The sequence below is a fragment of the Herminiimonas sp. Marseille-P9896 genome (assembly GCF_903993245.1).
GTDB classification, from domain to species: Bacteria; Pseudomonadota; Gammaproteobacteria; order Burkholderiales; family Burkholderiaceae_D; genus Oxalicibacterium; species Oxalicibacterium contaminans.
This window is the reverse complement of sequence record NZ_CAJEVT010000003.1, coordinates 227044-242889: the sequence shown is the minus strand read 5'-3', so window position 1 is coordinate 242889 and position 15846 is coordinate 227044. Positions and strand designations below refer to the sequence as shown.

The 15846-nt window shown below is 54.7% G+C and carries 15 protein-coding genes; 6 read left to right on the top strand and 9 right to left on the bottom strand.

The genetic code is table 11. The features are described 5' to 3' along the window. Window positions 1-48 precede the first annotated feature (48 nt). The 6 genes from kdsB to H7U06_RS11475 all read right to left on the bottom strand — a co-directional run bounded on the left by kdsB (window position 49) and on the right by H7U06_RS11475 (window position 5092). Window positions 49-801: a 3-deoxy-manno-octulosonate cytidylyltransferase gene (gene kdsB / locus H7U06_RS11500; RefSeq protein WP_175626305.1), complete on the bottom strand. Its 753-nt coding sequence runs from the start codon at window positions 799-801 to the stop codon at window positions 49-51. A gap of 9 nt (window positions 802-810) precedes the next feature. Then, window positions 811-993 carry a Trm112 family protein gene (locus tag H7U06_RS11495; RefSeq protein ID WP_175626304.1) on the bottom strand — a complete coding sequence of 61 codons (183 nt, stop codon included), beginning with the start codon at window positions 991-993 and terminating at the stop codon, window positions 811-813. Then, the gene (gene lpxK / locus H7U06_RS11490; protein WP_175626303.1) at window positions 974-2017 is read right to left on the bottom strand and encodes a tetraacyldisaccharide 4'-kinase; all 1044 of its coding nucleotides are present in this window, start codon (window positions 2015-2017) and stop codon (window positions 974-976) included. Before lpxK ends, H7U06_RS11495 begins: the two co-directional genes overlap by 20 nt. Window positions 2018-2080: 63 nt before the next feature. Then, window positions 2081-2515 carry a biopolymer transporter ExbD gene (locus H7U06_RS11485; protein ID WP_175626302.1) on the bottom strand — a complete coding sequence of 145 codons (435 nt, stop codon included), beginning with the start codon at window positions 2513-2515 and terminating at the stop codon, window positions 2081-2083. 21 nt (window positions 2516-2536) lie between these two features. After that, window positions 2537-3148 carry a MotA/TolQ/ExbB proton channel family protein gene (locus tag H7U06_RS11480; RefSeq protein WP_175626301.1) on the bottom strand — a complete coding sequence of 204 codons (612 nt, stop codon included), beginning with the start codon at window positions 3146-3148 and terminating at the stop codon, window positions 2537-2539. A gap of 279 nt (window positions 3149-3427) precedes the next feature. Then, window positions 3428-5092 (bottom strand): sigma-54-dependent Fis family transcriptional regulator, encoded by a 1665-nt coding sequence (locus tag H7U06_RS11475; RefSeq protein WP_255485111.1) that lies wholly within the window; start codon window positions 5090-5092, stop codon window positions 3428-3430. A gap of 111 nt (window positions 5093-5203) precedes the next feature. Between H7U06_RS11475 and H7U06_RS11470 the strand changes: the two genes are divergently transcribed. The 5 genes from H7U06_RS11470 to H7U06_RS11450 all read left to right on the top strand — a co-directional run bounded on the left by H7U06_RS11470 (window position 5204) and on the right by H7U06_RS11450 (window position 10100). Next, on the top strand, window positions 5204-5509 hold the full coding sequence (locus H7U06_RS11470; protein ID WP_175626115.1) for a hypothetical protein: 306 nt from the start codon (window positions 5204-5206) through the stop codon (window positions 5507-5509). 134 nt (window positions 5510-5643) lie between these two features. Then, a complete protein-coding gene (locus H7U06_RS11465) occupies window positions 5644-6462 on the top strand; it encodes an ABC transporter ATP-binding protein (protein ID WP_175626299.1) in 819 nt (272 codons plus the stop codon). Then, window positions 6459-7244 carry an ABC transporter permease gene (locus H7U06_RS11460; RefSeq protein ID WP_230089588.1) on the top strand — a complete coding sequence of 262 codons (786 nt, stop codon included), beginning with the start codon at window positions 6459-6461 and terminating at the stop codon, window positions 7242-7244. Before H7U06_RS11465 ends, H7U06_RS11460 begins: the two co-directional genes overlap by 4 nt. Window positions 7245-7270: 26 nt before the next feature. Next, on the top strand, window positions 7271-8254 hold the full coding sequence (locus tag H7U06_RS11455) for an ABC transporter substrate-binding protein (RefSeq protein ID WP_175626298.1): 984 nt from the start codon (window positions 7271-7273) through the stop codon (window positions 8252-8254). Between the two features lie 148 nt (window positions 8255-8402). Then, on the top strand, window positions 8403-10100 hold the full coding sequence (locus H7U06_RS11450; protein WP_175626297.1) for a carbon-nitrogen hydrolase family protein: 1698 nt from the start codon (window positions 8403-8405) through the stop codon (window positions 10098-10100). A gap of 70 nt (window positions 10101-10170) precedes the next feature. On the opposite strand, the gene H7U06_RS11445 is transcribed toward H7U06_RS11450, so the two are convergent. Beyond that, complete coding sequence (locus H7U06_RS11445; RefSeq protein WP_175626296.1) at window positions 10171-11796, bottom strand: ATP-binding protein; 1626 nt, start codon at window positions 11794-11796, stop codon at window positions 10171-10173. 383 nt (window positions 11797-12179) lie between these two features. Further along, on the bottom strand, window positions 12180-12893 hold the full coding sequence (locus tag H7U06_RS11440; protein ID WP_175626295.1) for a hypothetical protein: 714 nt from the start codon (window positions 12891-12893) through the stop codon (window positions 12180-12182). Between the two features lie 151 nt (window positions 12894-13044). On the opposite strand from H7U06_RS11440, the gene rarD reads away from it, so the two are divergent. After that, window positions 13045-13932 (top strand): EamA family transporter RarD, encoded by an 888-nt coding sequence (rarD, locus tag H7U06_RS11435; RefSeq protein WP_175626294.1) that lies wholly within the window; start codon window positions 13045-13047, stop codon window positions 13930-13932. A gap of 33 nt (window positions 13933-13965) precedes the next feature. Here rarD and H7U06_RS11430 read toward each other — a convergent pair whose 3' ends face one another. Next, window positions 13966-15687, bottom strand: a complete 1722-nt coding sequence (locus H7U06_RS11430) for a methyl-accepting chemotaxis protein (RefSeq protein ID WP_175626293.1) — start codon at window positions 15685-15687, stop codon at window positions 13966-13968. Window positions 15688-15846 lie beyond the last annotated feature (159 nt).

Genomic DNA, 15846 nt, shown 5'->3' with positions numbered 1-15846 from the left:
TTACCACAAAATTATATCAAAGCGCTGTTTTGCGCTTGCTGCAGCGCATCATTGGCCGAAAAATTGCCTTACGCGCTGCAGGTCTTCCGGGGTGTCCACACCCGTCACCGGGGCATGCGGCGTCACGTGCACGGCGATAGGAACGCCATGCCATAACACGCGTAATTGCTCCAGCGCTTCCAGTTGCTCCAGCGGCGAAACGCTGAGCTGCGGGTATTCCTGCAGGAAGGCATTGCGATAAGCATACAGACCGATATGGCGCAGCGGCGCATAGCCCGCTGGCATCGCATCCCGACTCACGGCAAAAGCATCACGGTGCCAGGGAATAGTCGCACGTGAGAAATACAGCGCACGTCCGGCTTTATCCAGCACCACTTTCACTACATTCGGATTGAAGATTTCCTCAATATCACTGATGGTATGCGCCGCAGTTGCCATCGGCACATCACGCGAAATCAGTGTCGCCGTCGCCGCGATCAGCGACGGGTCTATCAACGGCTCATCGCCTTGTACATTCACCACCACTGCGTCATCCGGCAAACCGATCAACGCTGCTACTTCGGCTATACGATCGGTACCCGAAGGATGGTCAGCCCGCGTCATCTGCACCGCTACCTTGTGCTGCGCGCAGGCGGCAAAAATATCGGCATGATCGGTAGCGACGATGACCTGGGCTGCACCGGATTGCATCGCACGTTCAGCCACGCGCACTATCATCGGCTTGCCACCGAGGTCAGCCAGCGGTTTATTCGGCAGGCGGGTTGACGCCAGGCGGGCAGGAATAATGACGGTAAAAGACATCAGTAATGATCAGTTTGCGCCGGAGTTGACTTGCAGGTCACGTGCCTGATCCGCCCACATGATAGGAATGCCATCACGTATCGGATAGGCCAGTTTATCGGCCTTGCAAATCAGTTCTTGCGCTTTTTTGTCATGCTCAAGCGGACCTTTACAGATCGGGCAGACCAAAATATCAAGCAATCGAGCGTCCACGGAGTTTCTCCACAATTTTTTCAGCAAGCGCGCCGTCAAGCTGCGCTGTTACAGGCACGACCCACAAACGGGTGTCGTTTCTCAAACCTTCGTTTTGCCGACATTTTACTGCATCCTTCTCGGTAATCAGGATCACATCCGCCTGCACATGCACAAACGGATTGTCGGAAAAATCATAATGGTCGGGCAAAGCCATTTCCTCGAATTGCAAACCGGCACTGCGCAGCAAGCCAAAAAATCGCCCCGGATTGCCTATACCAGCTGCTGCCAGGATCACCGGCGCATGCTTGCCGTCAGTCGCAGCGAAGGAGCTTAACAGGCTGACTTGAGAACGATCATTCAGTTTTTCTGCGGTATTGCCGACCAGTTGCATACGGATCGCATCCGGCGGCAAACCCGGCGCATGGTCCGCACCATTCAATACGGTGAAATCGCGCTGGCGTGAAGTCGGCTCGCGCAAGGGACCAGCTGGCAGCAGCCAGCCATTACCGGCACCGCGTCCGTCGAACAGGACGATTTCGATATCCCGCTGCATACGGTAATGCTGCAAGCCATCATCCGATACCAGCACGTCGACTTCCGGATGCGCGGCCAGCAAGGCTGTCGCCACCGCTACCCGGTCACGTCCGACCATCACCGGACACTCGGCGCGATACGCAATCAATAAAGGCTCATCGCCAACTTCGTGCGCCAGCGATTGCGCAGTAACTTCCTGCGGCACTTCATTGTGCACACCATAGCCGCGCGAAATCACGCCCGGCGTATAACCAGCCTGGCGCAATGCCTGCACCAGCCAGATCGTCAGCGGCGTCTTGCCGGTACCACCGACAAAGATATTCCCCACCACCACCACCGGCACCGGCAAACGCTCGCTCTTGGCAAGACCGGCGCTGTAGGCGGCGCGGCGCACGGCCGACAAACCGCCAAACAGGGCAGCTACCGGCAGCAGCATGCAAGCCGTCAGGCCGCGCTGCGACCAGGTACGCGTCAGGAATTCTTCAAGATTGGAGCGCTGAAGACTCAAGGGTGGATTCCGTATGAAGGTGACGGTACCGACATCGTCAGTACCGCCACATGATAGAACTACTTATTTCTTGCCGCTGGTTTGCGCAGCAAACGTGACCTTGGAATAACCGGCGATACGCGCCGCTTCCAGTACATTGATCACAGTCTGGTGCGTAGCGGTCGCATCGGCTGCAATGATGATAACCGGATCGGCATTCGGCTTGCTGGAAGCCGCCACCGCCGCACTCAGCTCTGCTGCCAGTGCATCCGGATTTTGCACGGCGACGCGTGCATTATTAATCGAATAGCGACCTTGCGTATCGACGCCGACATTGATTTCAAATGGCCGGTCCATCGCCTTCTCCGCATCGGCGGTCGGCAACGTAATCTGCAAGGCGGGAAATTTGCTGTAACTGGTCGAAACCATCAGGAAAATCAGGATCACCAGCAATACATCTATGAAGGCAATCAGATTGATTTCCGGATCTTCGCGGCCTTGTCCTTTGCGGAAATTCATCAGGTGTCTCTTTCCGGACTGTTACTTGCGTGCGCCATGCACGATGTCGACAAACTTCACAGCCTGTTGCTCCATATCGATGATGAAGCTATCGACCAGGGCGCGGAAGTGGCGGTAGAACACCAGCGACGGCATCGCAATCGCCAGGCCGAAACCGGTGTTGTACAGGGCAATCGAAATACCATGTGCCAGTTGCGCCGGATTCGCGCCGGTACCGGTCGCGTTTTGTGAACCAAAGATTTCAATCATGCCGACCACGGTACCAAACAAACCCATCAGCGGTGCCAGCGTGGCGATGGTACCCAGCGTCGTCAGGAAGCGTTCCAGCGTATGCGCAGTGCCGCGCCCTGCTTCTTCGATCGACTCCTTCATCACATCACGCGGCGCATCGACGTTGCGCAAACCGGCAGCCAGTACGCGGCCCAAAGGCGAATTCTGTTCCAGTGTCGTCACCACGTTCTCATCGATACGGCCACTGCGATATACCCGCACGACCTCGTCCAGCAAGCTGGGCGGCAATATGCGATTGCGGCGCAAGTACATGCTACGTTCGATAATCAGGGTCAGGGCAATAACGGAGGCAATCAGCAACAGCCAGATAGGCCAGCCTGCTGCATGAATAATGGCGAGCAAAATAAGCTCCTTCTGTGGGATTCAATAAGTATGGATGGAGAATGTAACGGTTTGACGCTGCGAGAGCAAGTTACATTCATAGCCTTGCCTACATTGCTTGCGGGCAGATAAGCACATGCCTATGCCTTTTAACGCGATCATGAGAACGCACACATGGCTTGTGCACATTTTCTGTGGATAACATTGTGCGTAACTGTGTGTAAGCAGTCGAAGCCCTTGATTTCAAAGAACAAATTTCCCGCGCTCAAAAATGAGGCGGCGTATATCTGCTTGTCTGCCTCAGCTTTGCAAGGTGATTTGCAGTACCTTGATGCGGTAATTCAGTTGCCGCAAGGTCAACCCCAATATTTGTGCCGCGCGTGATTTATTGCCACCGCATTCGGTCAGCGCCGACACAATCTGCTCGACCTCATCGCCGCGCACCGCCTGATTGGTCCGTACCGAGCGGGTCACGGTATTGGTTCCGGCAGCGACTGTCATGCTCGACAACACAGCATCCACGGCACGCTCCGACTCCAGTACCCGGCTGACATCCGCGGCTTCGATTTCGGGTTGTTCGGCCAGCAGGACCAGGCGTTCGATAATGTTTTGCAGTTGACGGATGTTGCCAGGCCAGGGGAAGCGTATCAGTTGTTCCATCGCGCCCGGCGTCAGGGTGGCATGGCGCTGGAAAGTATCATTCGCCAGGCTGATGAAATGACGTGCCAGCGCTGGGATATCTTCGGCCCGCGCACGCAGCGCCGGTAGTTTGACTGGCACCACATTCAAGCGATAAAACAAATCGAGGCGGAAGCGTCCGCTCGCCACCAACTGCTGCAAGTCGCGGTTGGTCGCCGCGACGATGCGTACATTGACCGGTATCTCCTTGCGTCCGCCGACACGCTGGATTTGCTGCTCCTGCAAGGCACGCAGCAACTTGACCTGCAATAGCAATGGCAAGTCGCCCACTTCATCCAGGAACAACGTGCCGCCGTCTGCATCTTCAAAGCGTCCGGGCTTGGCGGCGTGCGCGCCGGTGAACGAACCTTTTTCATGGCCGAACAATTCAGACTCGAACAAGTTCTCCGGAATGGCACCACAATTCACTTTGATGAAAGGTGCATCGCGCCGGTCACTTGCCATATGCAAGGCACGCGCAAACAATTCCTTGCCGGTACCTGATTCGCCCAACAGCAATACGGTAGCCACCGTATTCGCCACCTGCGTGATCTGACGCAAGGCTGCGCGTGACGCCACCGACTCGCCTATGATGCCGCCGTGCTGCGCCTGCTTGCCCAGCGCCTTCTTCAGTTCACGGTTCTCAACTGTCAACGCCGCAGTACGCCGCTCGACTTGCTCGTTCACCAAATGCTCTATGCGCAGCAATTGCGCAATCTGCGCTGCCACCAGACGCACAGTCACCAGATCGTCACTGAGCGGACGATGCAAACCGCGAAAGCGATTTACTGCCAGCACACCACGCACCGTACCGTTGACGATGATGGGCAAGGCAAACATGGAGATCGTTCCCTTAGGCAGCGTATCGCGATCTACCGTGCGCGCCAGGTAATTGGGTTCGGTATCAATATCCTGAATGATCGCCACTTCGCCCGACTGGAACACTTTGCCTGTAATCCCCTCGCCGGGACGAAACACGCCGCGCTTGATCTCCTCTTCATCCAGCCCGTATGAATAGCGAATCACCAGACGCTGCTTTTGCGCATCGAATAAAAACAAACGGCCACGATTCAAGCCGAGGAATTCGGATAACAGGTGCAACATATTGCGTATCGCAAAAGCCGGATCCAGGCTCTTGCCTATCAGCTTCGATATCTCTCGCGTCACAAAGAGCTGTGTCTCCGACCAGTCGACGATGCCATGTACATTCTTCGACAGCTCTGCCTGTGCCGTCGAATGCAAATACGGCCGGATTCCTGTACTGAATTCCTTGCTCTTCATTTCCATACTCAACCTCTTATCGACATCCCGGACATTGTGTAAGCAATGTCCCTGCCATGTACCAAGCTGCGGTTTACCTTCTTGCTTGCTTGTTTTTGAGCAATACGCATGTGCCATATGCACGGTCTTCGCGCATACGCCCTGCTGCAACAATTTAATGCGCCAAAGCGAGGCGTAGCAAAAACACAATTCCATCAGTATTTGGCCGAGGAAAAAGAAACAGGGACAGGTCATCTTGTTAACAATTTGGTTAACAAGATGGTCGAGAAATCCACCTCTGTTATCCCGCCCATGCTTCCGTTTTTATCCATCCCCGACTGTGCCAAATCGGCCTTTAAAAGTTCACCGTGTATCAGTCATTTCTCCTATGAAGACATGTCTTTTAACGGCTTTTCTACACCTGCATTCAGGCACGCGTTTTAAGCAGCACAGCGCGCTGATTTTCCGTGCTGGCACATCAATTGCGTTAAGGAACATAACTCGATGTCATGTTGAGACAAATGTGTACGCAAATCTGCATGCCTGGACTAGCAGCGTTTTATAAGGAAACCAGAAACATGAATTCAGTCGTTGATTTTTCCTTGCACAGCTACCGCGACGATGCCGCGCCGGAAGCCACTGCACGGCCGCACATTACAGTGCGCGGCCTGAGCAAATCATTTGGCGGTGCGCCGGTGTATTCCGATTTCAATCTCGACTTTCCGAAAGGTCGTGTGACCTGTGTCTTCGGCCCCAACGGTTGCGGCAAGTCGACGCTGATCAACATGATCGCTGGTCTGATTCCATACGACGACGGCGACATCCTGTTCGACGGCAAAACCCTGCAGCAAACCACCATCGGCTATGTATTCCAGAACTACCGCGAAGCGTTGTTCCCGTGGATGCGGGCGATAGACAACATCAAATATCCACTCGTCATCAAGGGCATGAGCAAGGCCGATTGCGACGCGCGAGTCGAAGAACTGATCGCGTCCTTCGACGTGAAGTTTGATTTGAATCGTTACCCGTATGAATTCTCCGGCGGCCAGCAGCAGTTGATTTCCATCATGCGTGCATTGGCACCGCATCCTGAAGTGCTGTTCCTCGATGAACCCTTCTCAGCGCTCGACTATGAAATGACTCTCTTCATACGGGAGAAGCTGCAGGAAATTTTTCACACCACCGGCGTCACCATGATCGTCGTTTCGCATGACCTGGAAGAAGCGGTCTACCTCGCCGATCATGTCTTGCTGCTGACCAAACGACCGACCCGCGTTGCCGACACGGTGCGCTTCGATGCGCCGCGTCCGCGCGATATAGCCACCCTTTCCAGTGCCGCTTTTGTGCAAACCAAGGCGCGCTGCCTGGACATCTTCCAACGCGAGGTGCGCAAATGAAAAGCACACAATACCCACCCTTCATGAACAACAGCATGCGCGTCGGCCGCAGCCTGATCGGGCCGGTCGCATTGATAGCGGTCTGGTGGATCGCCAATGATTCGGCATGGGTCAGCAACAAACTGCTGCCGAATCCATTCGCCACTTTCGGCTCCCTATGGGACAGCCTGGTCTCTGGCTCCATGACCAAAGACCTGGCAGCAACGCTGTATCGCACGCTGTATGCATTTGGCCTGGCCGCCCTGTTCGGTATCCCGGCCGGGATCGCGCTCGGTTCGAATGACCGTATTTATCGCTCGATTGAATCGCTGGTCGACTTCTTCCGCTCGACGCCAGCCACTGCCATGTTCCCGCTCTTCCTGCTGATCTTTGGCATCGGTGATTTCGCCAAGATCGCGGTCGCCGGTTTCTCCGCCTGGCTGGTGGTGCTGTTCAACGTGGCCTATGGCGTCATGAACTCGCGCAAGACGCGCATCCTCGCAGCACGCGTAATGGGTGCTTCGAAATGGCGTGTATTCCGCGACGTGCTGTTCTTTGAATCGCTGCCACAAACCTTTGTCGGCCTGCGCATGGCAGTTTCGCTGGCGCTGGTCGTCATCATCGTGGCCGAGATGTTCATCGGCTCGATGGATGGCATGGGCCATCGCATCATCGATGCACAGCAGGTATTCGATCTGCAACAAATGTATGCATCCATCCTGATGACCGGCGGCGTCGGTTACGGCTTCAATCTTTTATTCATCGCACTCGAGAAATGGGTAGTGCATTGGGCAGGTCGCTAATTTAATTTTCAATTCTGGAGAATGGTATGAAAAAGTTCGTCTTGGCATCTATCGTCGGAACCCTGCTGCTGAATTCATCGCTCGCGCTGGCACAGGAAAAAATGGAAAAGGTCACTGCGTCGTGGTTGCCCATCATGCAAACCATGGCTTACTACGTGGCACTGGAAGAGAAGCTGTTTGAAAAGGCCGGGATAGAAATTAACTCAGTTAAATTCCAGAACCCGAACCAGATCATCGATTCACTGGTATCCGGCCAGGCTGACTTCGGACCACCAGGTGCGGCAGCCGGTATCACGGCGCTGGCTGAATCGCGCTATCCGGGTACTTTCAAAGTCTTTGGCCTGCAAGGTGGTGGCATCAAGGTAGGCATGATCAATGATGGCCTAATCGTTTCGAATGCATCGACCATTTCCTCATTCAAGGATCTCAAGGGCAAGAGCATAGGCACCCTGCCCGGCATCCAGTGGAAAACCATCACGCGCTACATCCTGCGTCAAAACGGTCTGGATCCTGATAAGGATGTACGCATCAATGAAATCGCCGTGCCTATGCACATTCCATCCGTGGTTGCCGGTACCGTTGATGCCACACTGTCGCTGGAACCAGTAGGTTCGATCGCCGTCACCTCGAAAGAAGCCCGACGTGCGATGACTAATCCGGTCGCCACCTTCATCGCTGATCCTTTCTACTCCGGTGTCTCGGTACTCTCGACCAAGTTCATGAAAGAGCGTCCGGAAGTCGCGAAGAAAGTCGTCGCCGTGCTGGACCAGGCGACCAAGATGGCGAATGAAAACTTCGACAAATACCGTCCCGTCATCGCCAAGTACACTGCAATCCAGCCTGACCAGGTGCAATACGTCGCGCAACCCTATCTGCGCGCCAACAAGGATTTGACTGCCAACGATGTGAAGTCGTATCAGGCGCTGGTCAATGTATTTGAAAAAGAAGGCGTGCTGAAAGAACACATGGATATACAAAAAATCATGTTGAAGCCCACTGACCTTAAATAAACCAGGCTAAGACCAGCGCCGGTCCCGGCGCTGCTTCTTGCCACACCTCTCGCTCCACTTCCGGTGCAAATACCACACGCAGCAAGCAGCGATGGCCAGGCCCTCGCCGGGCCGCTGCATTAATTAAATTTTCTGAAGGAGCAACATCATGGCAACAGCACCATTCCGCGCAGCAGTCGTCCAAACCCTGGCCGCACTCGGCGATCTCGATATCAACATCGGCCTCTTGCGTCGTTACACCGAGGAAGCAGTCCGTCAGGGCGCACGCCTGGTGGTCTTCCCTGAATGCATGAATACCGGCTACCTGTTCGACTCTGCCGAGCACTGCGCCGAGCTGGCAGAAACAGTCGATGGCCGCTTCGTGCAGGCGATGGCTGACCTGTGCCGCGAACACAACATCTTCATCGCCAGCGGCTTTACCGAAATGAATGAAGAGAAAAACAAAATCTTTAACACCGGTTTGCTGCTGGACCCGAAAGGCGACATCATCGTCCACTACCACAAGCAATTCCTCGCCACACATGACCAGAACTGGTTCGAGCTCGGTGAAAACGGCTGCCCGGTGGTCGATACGGAACTGGGACGCATAGGCTTGCTGATCTGCTTCGATGGCCGCATTCCCGAGATCACACGCAACCTCGCACTGCAAGGTGCCGAAGTTATCGTCGACATGGCCAACTTCTTTGCGATGGACCAGGCCGATATGTGGGTACCGGCACGCGCTTATGAAAACGGCGTCTGGTTTGTTGCCGCCACCAAGGCGGGTGTGGAGCGCAGCATCTACTATCCCGGCGGCAGCATGATAGTCGCGCCCGGCGGTGAAGTCGTCGCCAAAATCCCGTACGACACGCACGGTGTGGTAACAGCCGAAATCGATACCAGCAAAGCGCAAAACAAATCCTGGCACCATGAAGGTGATCGCATGCTGGATCGTCGCCCTGACCTGTACGGCATCATAGGCAAGCCGGTCAGCGATACCCCACTGGCAGCAATACTCGCACAGCCGCTCGTTCCAGAACAAAGTGTGGCCAAGGCAGCAGCGGTGCAAATCCATGCGACCAGTGCCGCCGACAGCTTGCACGACGCCTACGAAATGATAGATCACACCGCCAAGCTCGGCGTCAAAGTCATCGTCTTGCCGCAATTCTTCGCCTCCTCCAGCTGGCTGCCCAGCCTGGCCGAAGCGCATCTTGCAGCGAGCCAGAGCGAAGCGACTATCGAGCGCGTCGCGACCATCGCCAAACGCTACGCTTGCGTCATCGTGCTGCCCCTGCTGGAAAAACGTCAGGACAAGATCGCGTCGACAGCTGTCGTCATCGGACCGGATGGCGAACTGATCGGTCGCTACCAGCAATGCCATGTCGAGCCTGAAATGAAATCGTGGTGTGTCGCTGGCAGCTCTTTGCCGGTCTTCGATACGCCGTTTGGCCGACTCGGCGTCATCCTCGGTTACGACGGCATGTTCCCGGAAGCAACGCGGGTACTGGCGCTGCAAGGCGCAGACATGATCGCGTGGTGCAGCGCATGGCGTCGCCCGCAAGACCGCGCGCTGTTGACCGTACCCAAGGCGGAAGACAATCGCATCTTCCTGATTGCCGCCAACCGCAGCGACGCTCCGTATCCTGGTGGCTCCTTCATCGTGCCGCCGAATGGCTTCCCGCTATGGAACCTGGATGTCGTTGCCCCTGCGACGAATCGTCACGGCGCAGTGATGCCTGGCTTTATGAACCTGGCACTGAGTCGTCAGAAATTCATGATCCCGAAAGTGAATATGCTGCGCAACCGCATCATCGCCAGCTACACGCCTATCACTGCCACCGCAACTGCGCATGAACTGGCCGCCTGAAGCAAGGCACTAATAAAAACGCCCGGCATCTTTAAAGGATGCCGGGCGTTTTTTAATGTACTTCTTTATTTCACTGAATACCGCGGAATACCGCACATTGCCTGAAGGCGTCTTCAGAGAACGGTATCTGCTTGCTCTTGCAGTACTTCGAGGTCAGCTTCAACAGTTCCTTGATGTCGCGGCCGCTGCACTTCGCGTAGATATTGCTCAACGAGTCGACCAGTTCATCCGACAAATCAGCGTGGAACTGTGTCGCCAGCGACTTCCACAAACGCATCGCGTCTTCCTTGGGCGGCACTTCATACTTGATGGTGGCTATGCAGCGCGACAGGATTGCATCGTCCACATCGCCAACACGGTTGGTCGTCATGAACAACAAGCCTTTGAAGTATTCCAGCGTACGCAGGAACTCAGCAACAATGGCATTGTGCTGCAAATCATTGTCACGGCAACGGATGTAAACGTCAGCCTCATCCAGCAGCAGAATCGCATCCCAGCGCGCAGCGCGACGCAGGATTTCCGACAGGTTTTGCTCTACCGACGCGGCGGTAATGCCCAACTGGCCGGAATGCACACGGTACAAAGGTTTACCCACTACTTCCGAATACACTTCGGCGGTCAGGGTTTTACCCAAACCGGGTGCACCCTTGCACAGGATGGTGGTACCGCCCGATTTGCCTTCGACGATGTCTTCCATCAAGACATTCATATCGGCAGTCAGGATATCGATCAGCTCACGATGCTGAGTCGGCAGGATCAGCTTTTCGCGCAGTTCCGGCTTGTATTCGTAGGACGTCAGGTTTTGTACGTGCACCCAGATGTTCTGGTGCAGTTCCAGATGGAACAGGTGTACATAGCAATGCAGCGGGATCTTTTCGAAGCCTTGCTCGAAACCGTTCTGACGCCAGAATTCGGCGTCGGTCATCATTTCAAAGCGACGATCCAGGATCTCTTCATCATTCACGCACTTCGCGGTGGTACCTGCCTTGAAAGGCAGCATGCCGATGCGGAATTTTTCATCCATCGTGAAGGCGGCATTGCGCGCGATGAATTGCTTGCCGAACTGGCGTTGGTATTTCAGGAAACGCTTGGCCTGTACTTCGTATTCTTGCTTGAATTCCGGGCATTCCTTGAAATAGCCGAGCTCGGTCAGCAGTTCAGGAATCGTGCGATTGGCGATGTCGTGCGAGTTGATAACAATCGCATTCGTCATACCGGCACGGCGCATGCGCAAGTCGGACGACTCTTCGCGTCCGGCTGCCTGCATGGTATTGGCGATCAGGTCGATCACCACATACGGCGCGCCCTGGTCCGGCACCACATGGCGCAGGCGATGGATCAGCCACGGCAACAGGACGCCGTCCTTGTTGCGTTTGTACAGCCAGCCATCGATTACATCGCGCGAGAAGTACGCGGCGAGGCCTGGTACCAGTTTGTCGAGGTCGGGAATCTTGCGTGCCTGCGGCGCGCCCAGGATGTTATCCAGTGCCAGCATCTGGAACATCAACGCACGGTCGTCCTGCGCTTTGCACAGGCTATACAGCGTGTTCATCGCTTTCGCGTCGAACAGCTTGCTGTTGACTATCATGCGGCCATGGCAGACGCCATGTTCGGAAAGACGCTTGGCCAATGGAGACTCGGACTCGATCATCTCCAACAGCACATTTACCATCGATTCCGGTATTTCAAAATCCATCACAACTCCCTGCTAATTTCGTGCTCGGCACAGGTAAATGCCCCTAACTTGCGGGCGTAATCAAGGCAGAAAACCAAAAAACAGATGTTCAGTGTGCAATGCAACATTACAAAATAAAACGGCTTCCATATCTGGAAGCCTGCTGTATGTGTGATGCTGGTTGCGGAAACAATGTTCAGCAGCCCACCTCTGTCATGTCTTCCCGTCTTCAGTGCGCTGCTGTATGTCTCTGGGAACAGATCCTTCCCGCATTGCCTCGCTCATCATAAAGCATTAAGTTGGGCATGTGAAGCCGGGGGCTGGCCGGGAGCGGACGAGCGATAGGCGATATCCAGCCAAACACCGTGCATATCCGGCCACCCACCAAATATTGTTACCTTGGCTCACAAACCAATTTGACCTAGGCGAATAGTAACGTTCTGCTTCAGCAGATCTTTTATATCTGTCTTGAGCTTATCCGTAACTTCAGGCGTCGTATTAGCGTTTAAGGAATACTTGATCCCGTATCCCTCGATATCAATTGCTTTAGATGCCAAGATCGAACCGGTACCAGCGTATGCAACGATCTCACCGCGCTGATCAATCATGGCCATGTCGATGGTCGCATAAGCAAATCCGCCAGCAACAGACGACAAACTCATGGTCCTCAACATTACCCCGACACCCTCCCCAGACACAGATTCATATCTGACAGGGAAAAAAACGAGCAACGCGTCGAGACCATTGCTTTTCGCAATCTCCCCCAGATCCTTTTGAATTTTCTCTACGGGGGATGACATTACCATTCCGGAAGCGTTGAGCTTTTTAATCATGGCAGATTGCTCAAACACGACTCTCTTCACTACCCAATTTGGTCGTGATTTTGTCAATTGAGCGTTAGCAATGCTAAAGACTGTTGCAGCGACCTGCCCATTCATTTCAATTACAGTTTTCTCGTTATTAAATACTGTAAGCCCGATTTTTTGGAAAGACGCATCTTCAGAAATAATCGATACAACGCCAACGTTTCTGATCCTTTGCTCTTCAACTTCACTCAGTTTCTTAGTGGCGCATCCTGAAATGGCTAACGCAACGAGGCATATAAATAATTTCTGCATAATTTTTAAAGGAGTTGAAATAAGAATGTGCAAATTGATCGAAAATTCTCGGGAAGGCAGTTTGAATTACCCCCTATTCCCGCGCTGACCAGACAAAAAAACTAATATACTAGCCAACGCTAAAAAAGTATCAATTTATCATGGAGTCTCAGTGTCCAAAGGTATTACGTTTTCCGTCACCAGCTCCGTCCTGTTTGCGGTCCTCTATTTTTATTCGACCTTGCTGACGCCACTGAACGGCGAGGAAATTTTCGGCTGGCGCACGCTGCTGACCTTTCCGTTCCTGACGCTGTTCATCTGGTCCCGGCGGCAACAAGGCCTGGTGCTGAACCTGCTGCACCGGATGCGACAAAACCCGGCACTGATCGTCGGTGTACTGGCCACCTCGGTTTTCCTTGGTGTGCAACTGTGGTTGTTTATGTGGGCACCGCTGCATGGCCGCGCGCTGAATGTCTCGCTCGGCTACTTCCTGCTGCCGCTGACGATGCTAATGACGGGTCGCATTATTTACAAGGAGCGCTTGTCGCGCCTGCAAAACCTGGCCGCCGTGTGTGCTGCGGTCGGTGTCACCAACGAGCTGATCAACGTCGGCAGCCTGTCATGGGAAACCATGGTGGTCGCGCTCGGCTATCCGGTCTACTTTGTACTGCGTCGCCGACTGGGCTCCAACAATATCGGCGGACTGTGGTTTGACATGATCTTCCTGCTGCCTGCAGGTGCGTGGTTTGTCTACACCGGCGATGTCGGCATCGCGTCGCTGGCCGACTATCCGCGCCTGTATGCGCTGATCCCTATACTCGGCGTGATCAGTGCGTTTGCCTTGCTGTTTTACATGATCGCCAGCCAGACCCTGAGCCTCAGCCTGTTTGGTTTGCTTGGTTATGTCGAGCCGGTATTACTGGTGGTAGTCGCACTGCTGCTGGGTGAAACCATAGAAGGTGCACAATGGCTGACTTATATCCCGATCTGGATCGCGGTCTTGTTGCTGATTGTCGAAGGCGTGAAGAATGTTTACACGCGTCATAACCTGAAGATTTAAAAAAGGCCGGAAACATCCCGGCCTCTCCCCTCCTTAAAACTGTTCCCATTCATCGCCGACTACTGCCAGCTCGGCGCGCTTTTCCGGTCTGGACGGCGTGACCTCCTTGGCAGCGATCTGTACCGGTGCGGCCTTCTGCGGCAATACCGATACGCCAGCCTTGGCGCTGACCTGCGCTGCCGTCGCCGGCAAAACATGTAACGTCTCGCTGTGATGCAGCTTGAATACCCCGACCACCTGCGCCAGGCTACCTGCCTGATGCTGCAATGAAGCCGCAGCGGCGGCGGCCTGCTCGACCAGCGCCGCATTTTGCTGGGTCACGGAATCCATCTGGATCACGGCTTGATTGATTTGTTCGATGCCGGTGGTTTGCTCCTGGCTGGCCGCCGTGATTTCACCCATGATGTCGGTCACGCGGCGCACACTGGCCACCACTTCCTGCATGGTGCTGCCAGCGTCATCCACCAGACGTGAACCGGCATTCACCTTTTGCACCGAATCGCCGATCAGGTGTTTAATCTCCTTCGCCGCGGCTGCTGAACGCTGCGCCAGATTGCGCACTTCGCCTGCCACGACTGCAAAGCCGCGTCCCTGTTCACCGGCACGCGCTGCTTCTACCGCTGCATTCAGCGCCAGGATGTTGGTCTGAAATGCGATGCCATCGATGACGCCTATGATGTCGGCAATCTTCTTCGCTGAGTCATTGATGGAGCCCATGGTATCGACCACTTGCGACACCACCTCTCCACCCTTGCTCGCGACTGATGATGCTGTCAACGCCAGTTGATTCGCCTGCCGCGCATTGTCTGCATTCTGCCGTACGGTACCGGTCAGCTCTTCCATCGACGAAGCGGTTTCTTCCAGTGAGCTGGCCTGCTCTTCGGTACGTGACGACAAATCCATATTGCCGCTGGCGATCTGCGTGGAGGCGATCGCGATCGCTTCGGTGCTGTGTCGCACTTCGCCGACGATGCGGATCAGGCTGCTATTCATATTCTTCAGCGCCTGCAGCAACTGGCCGGTTTCATCCTTGTATTTCGCGTCGATGACGCTGGTCAGATCACCGGCGGCCACGGTCTGCGCAATCTTTACCGCTTCATGCAGCGGCTTGGTGATCGAATGCGTGATCCAGTAAGCGAGTGCGATACCACCCACTGCCGCCAGTACTCCCAGCACCATCATCATCTGGATAGCAGCATCGATATGCCCGGTAGCCACCGCACCACGCTGTTCCACCATTTTCTTTTGTACTGCGGTCAGGCGTGCCACGATGCCTTGTACGACATCCAGCGCAGGCAGCGTTTCGGCCAGCATCATTTGGCGCGCTTCTTCTTTATGGTTGTCAGCAACCAGTTTGCCCACCGTGCCAAAGGATGCGACATACTTGCCGCGCGCCTGCTTGAATTCCTGCATGATCGCCTTGCCCTGCTCGGTGTACACCAGCTTATCCAGCACCACCACCGCTTCATCGATGGTCTTCTTGTTCTTTGCTATTTCTGCGTACAGTGCGGCCACTTTCGCCGCATCAGTCTCTACCAGCAACTCCATATTGCGCCGTGCATTGGCGCGCGTCGTACTGTCTATGGTGGCCGCCGCTTCTGCCTTGACCCAGTCACTCTCAACCAGTTGATGGTTGATCTCCCCTATGCTGTTAAAGCGCAGCAAAGCCAATACAATCAGCGTAGCCATCAGGATGAATATCGCCCCGAAGCCCATAGCCAGGCGAGCACCAATTTTTATATTCAAGATATTCATTTTTCTTTTCCCTGTACTAGAACTCATTTCAAGAGCCAAATTCCATTACCATTTGCGTTTGTTACCCACGAATTGCAGGCATTTGCCTGCGGCGCTGCATGCTAAAGTTGCTCTACTGCACTATTTCCGTGCATAGCCTGCCCATGCATCGCCCCACGC

Coding starts and splice junctions, on each gene's coding strand:
- H7U06_RS11475 (WP_255485111.1), bottom strand. CDS start 5,092: ATGGAAATGAAGAGCAAGGAATTCAGTACAGGAATCCGGCCGTATTTG.
- H7U06_RS11430 (WP_175626293.1), bottom strand. CDS start 15,687: ATGAATATCTTGAATATAAAAATTGGTGCTCGCCTGGCTATGGGCTTC.
- kdsB (WP_175626305.1), bottom strand. CDS start 801: ATGTCTTTTACCGTCATTATTCCTGCCCGCCTGGCGTCAACCCGCCTG.
- H7U06_RS11470 (WP_175626115.1), top strand. CDS start 5,204: ATGCACGGTCTTCGCGCATACGCCCTGCTGCAACAATTTAATGCGCCA.
- H7U06_RS11445 (WP_175626296.1), bottom strand. CDS start 11,796: ATGGATTTTGAAATACCGGAATCGATGGTAAATGTGCTGTTGGAGATG.
- H7U06_RS11455 (WP_175626298.1), top strand. CDS start 7,271: ATGAAAAAGTTCGTCTTGGCATCTATCGTCGGAACCCTGCTGCTGAAT.
- H7U06_RS11485 (WP_175626302.1), bottom strand. CDS start 2,515: ATGAATTTCCGCAAAGGACAAGGCCGCGAAGATCCGGAAATCAATCTG.
- H7U06_RS11460 (WP_230089588.1), top strand. CDS start 6,459: ATGAAAAGCACACAATACCCACCCTTCATGAACAACAGCATGCGCGTC.
- H7U06_RS11465 (WP_175626299.1), top strand. CDS start 5,644: ATGAATTCAGTCGTTGATTTTTCCTTGCACAGCTACCGCGACGATGCC.
- H7U06_RS11440 (WP_175626295.1), bottom strand. CDS start 12,893: ATGCAGAAATTATTTATATGCCTCGTTGCGTTAGCCATTTCAGGATGC.
- H7U06_RS11450 (WP_175626297.1), top strand. CDS start 8,403: ATGGCAACAGCACCATTCCGCGCAGCAGTCGTCCAAACCCTGGCCGCA.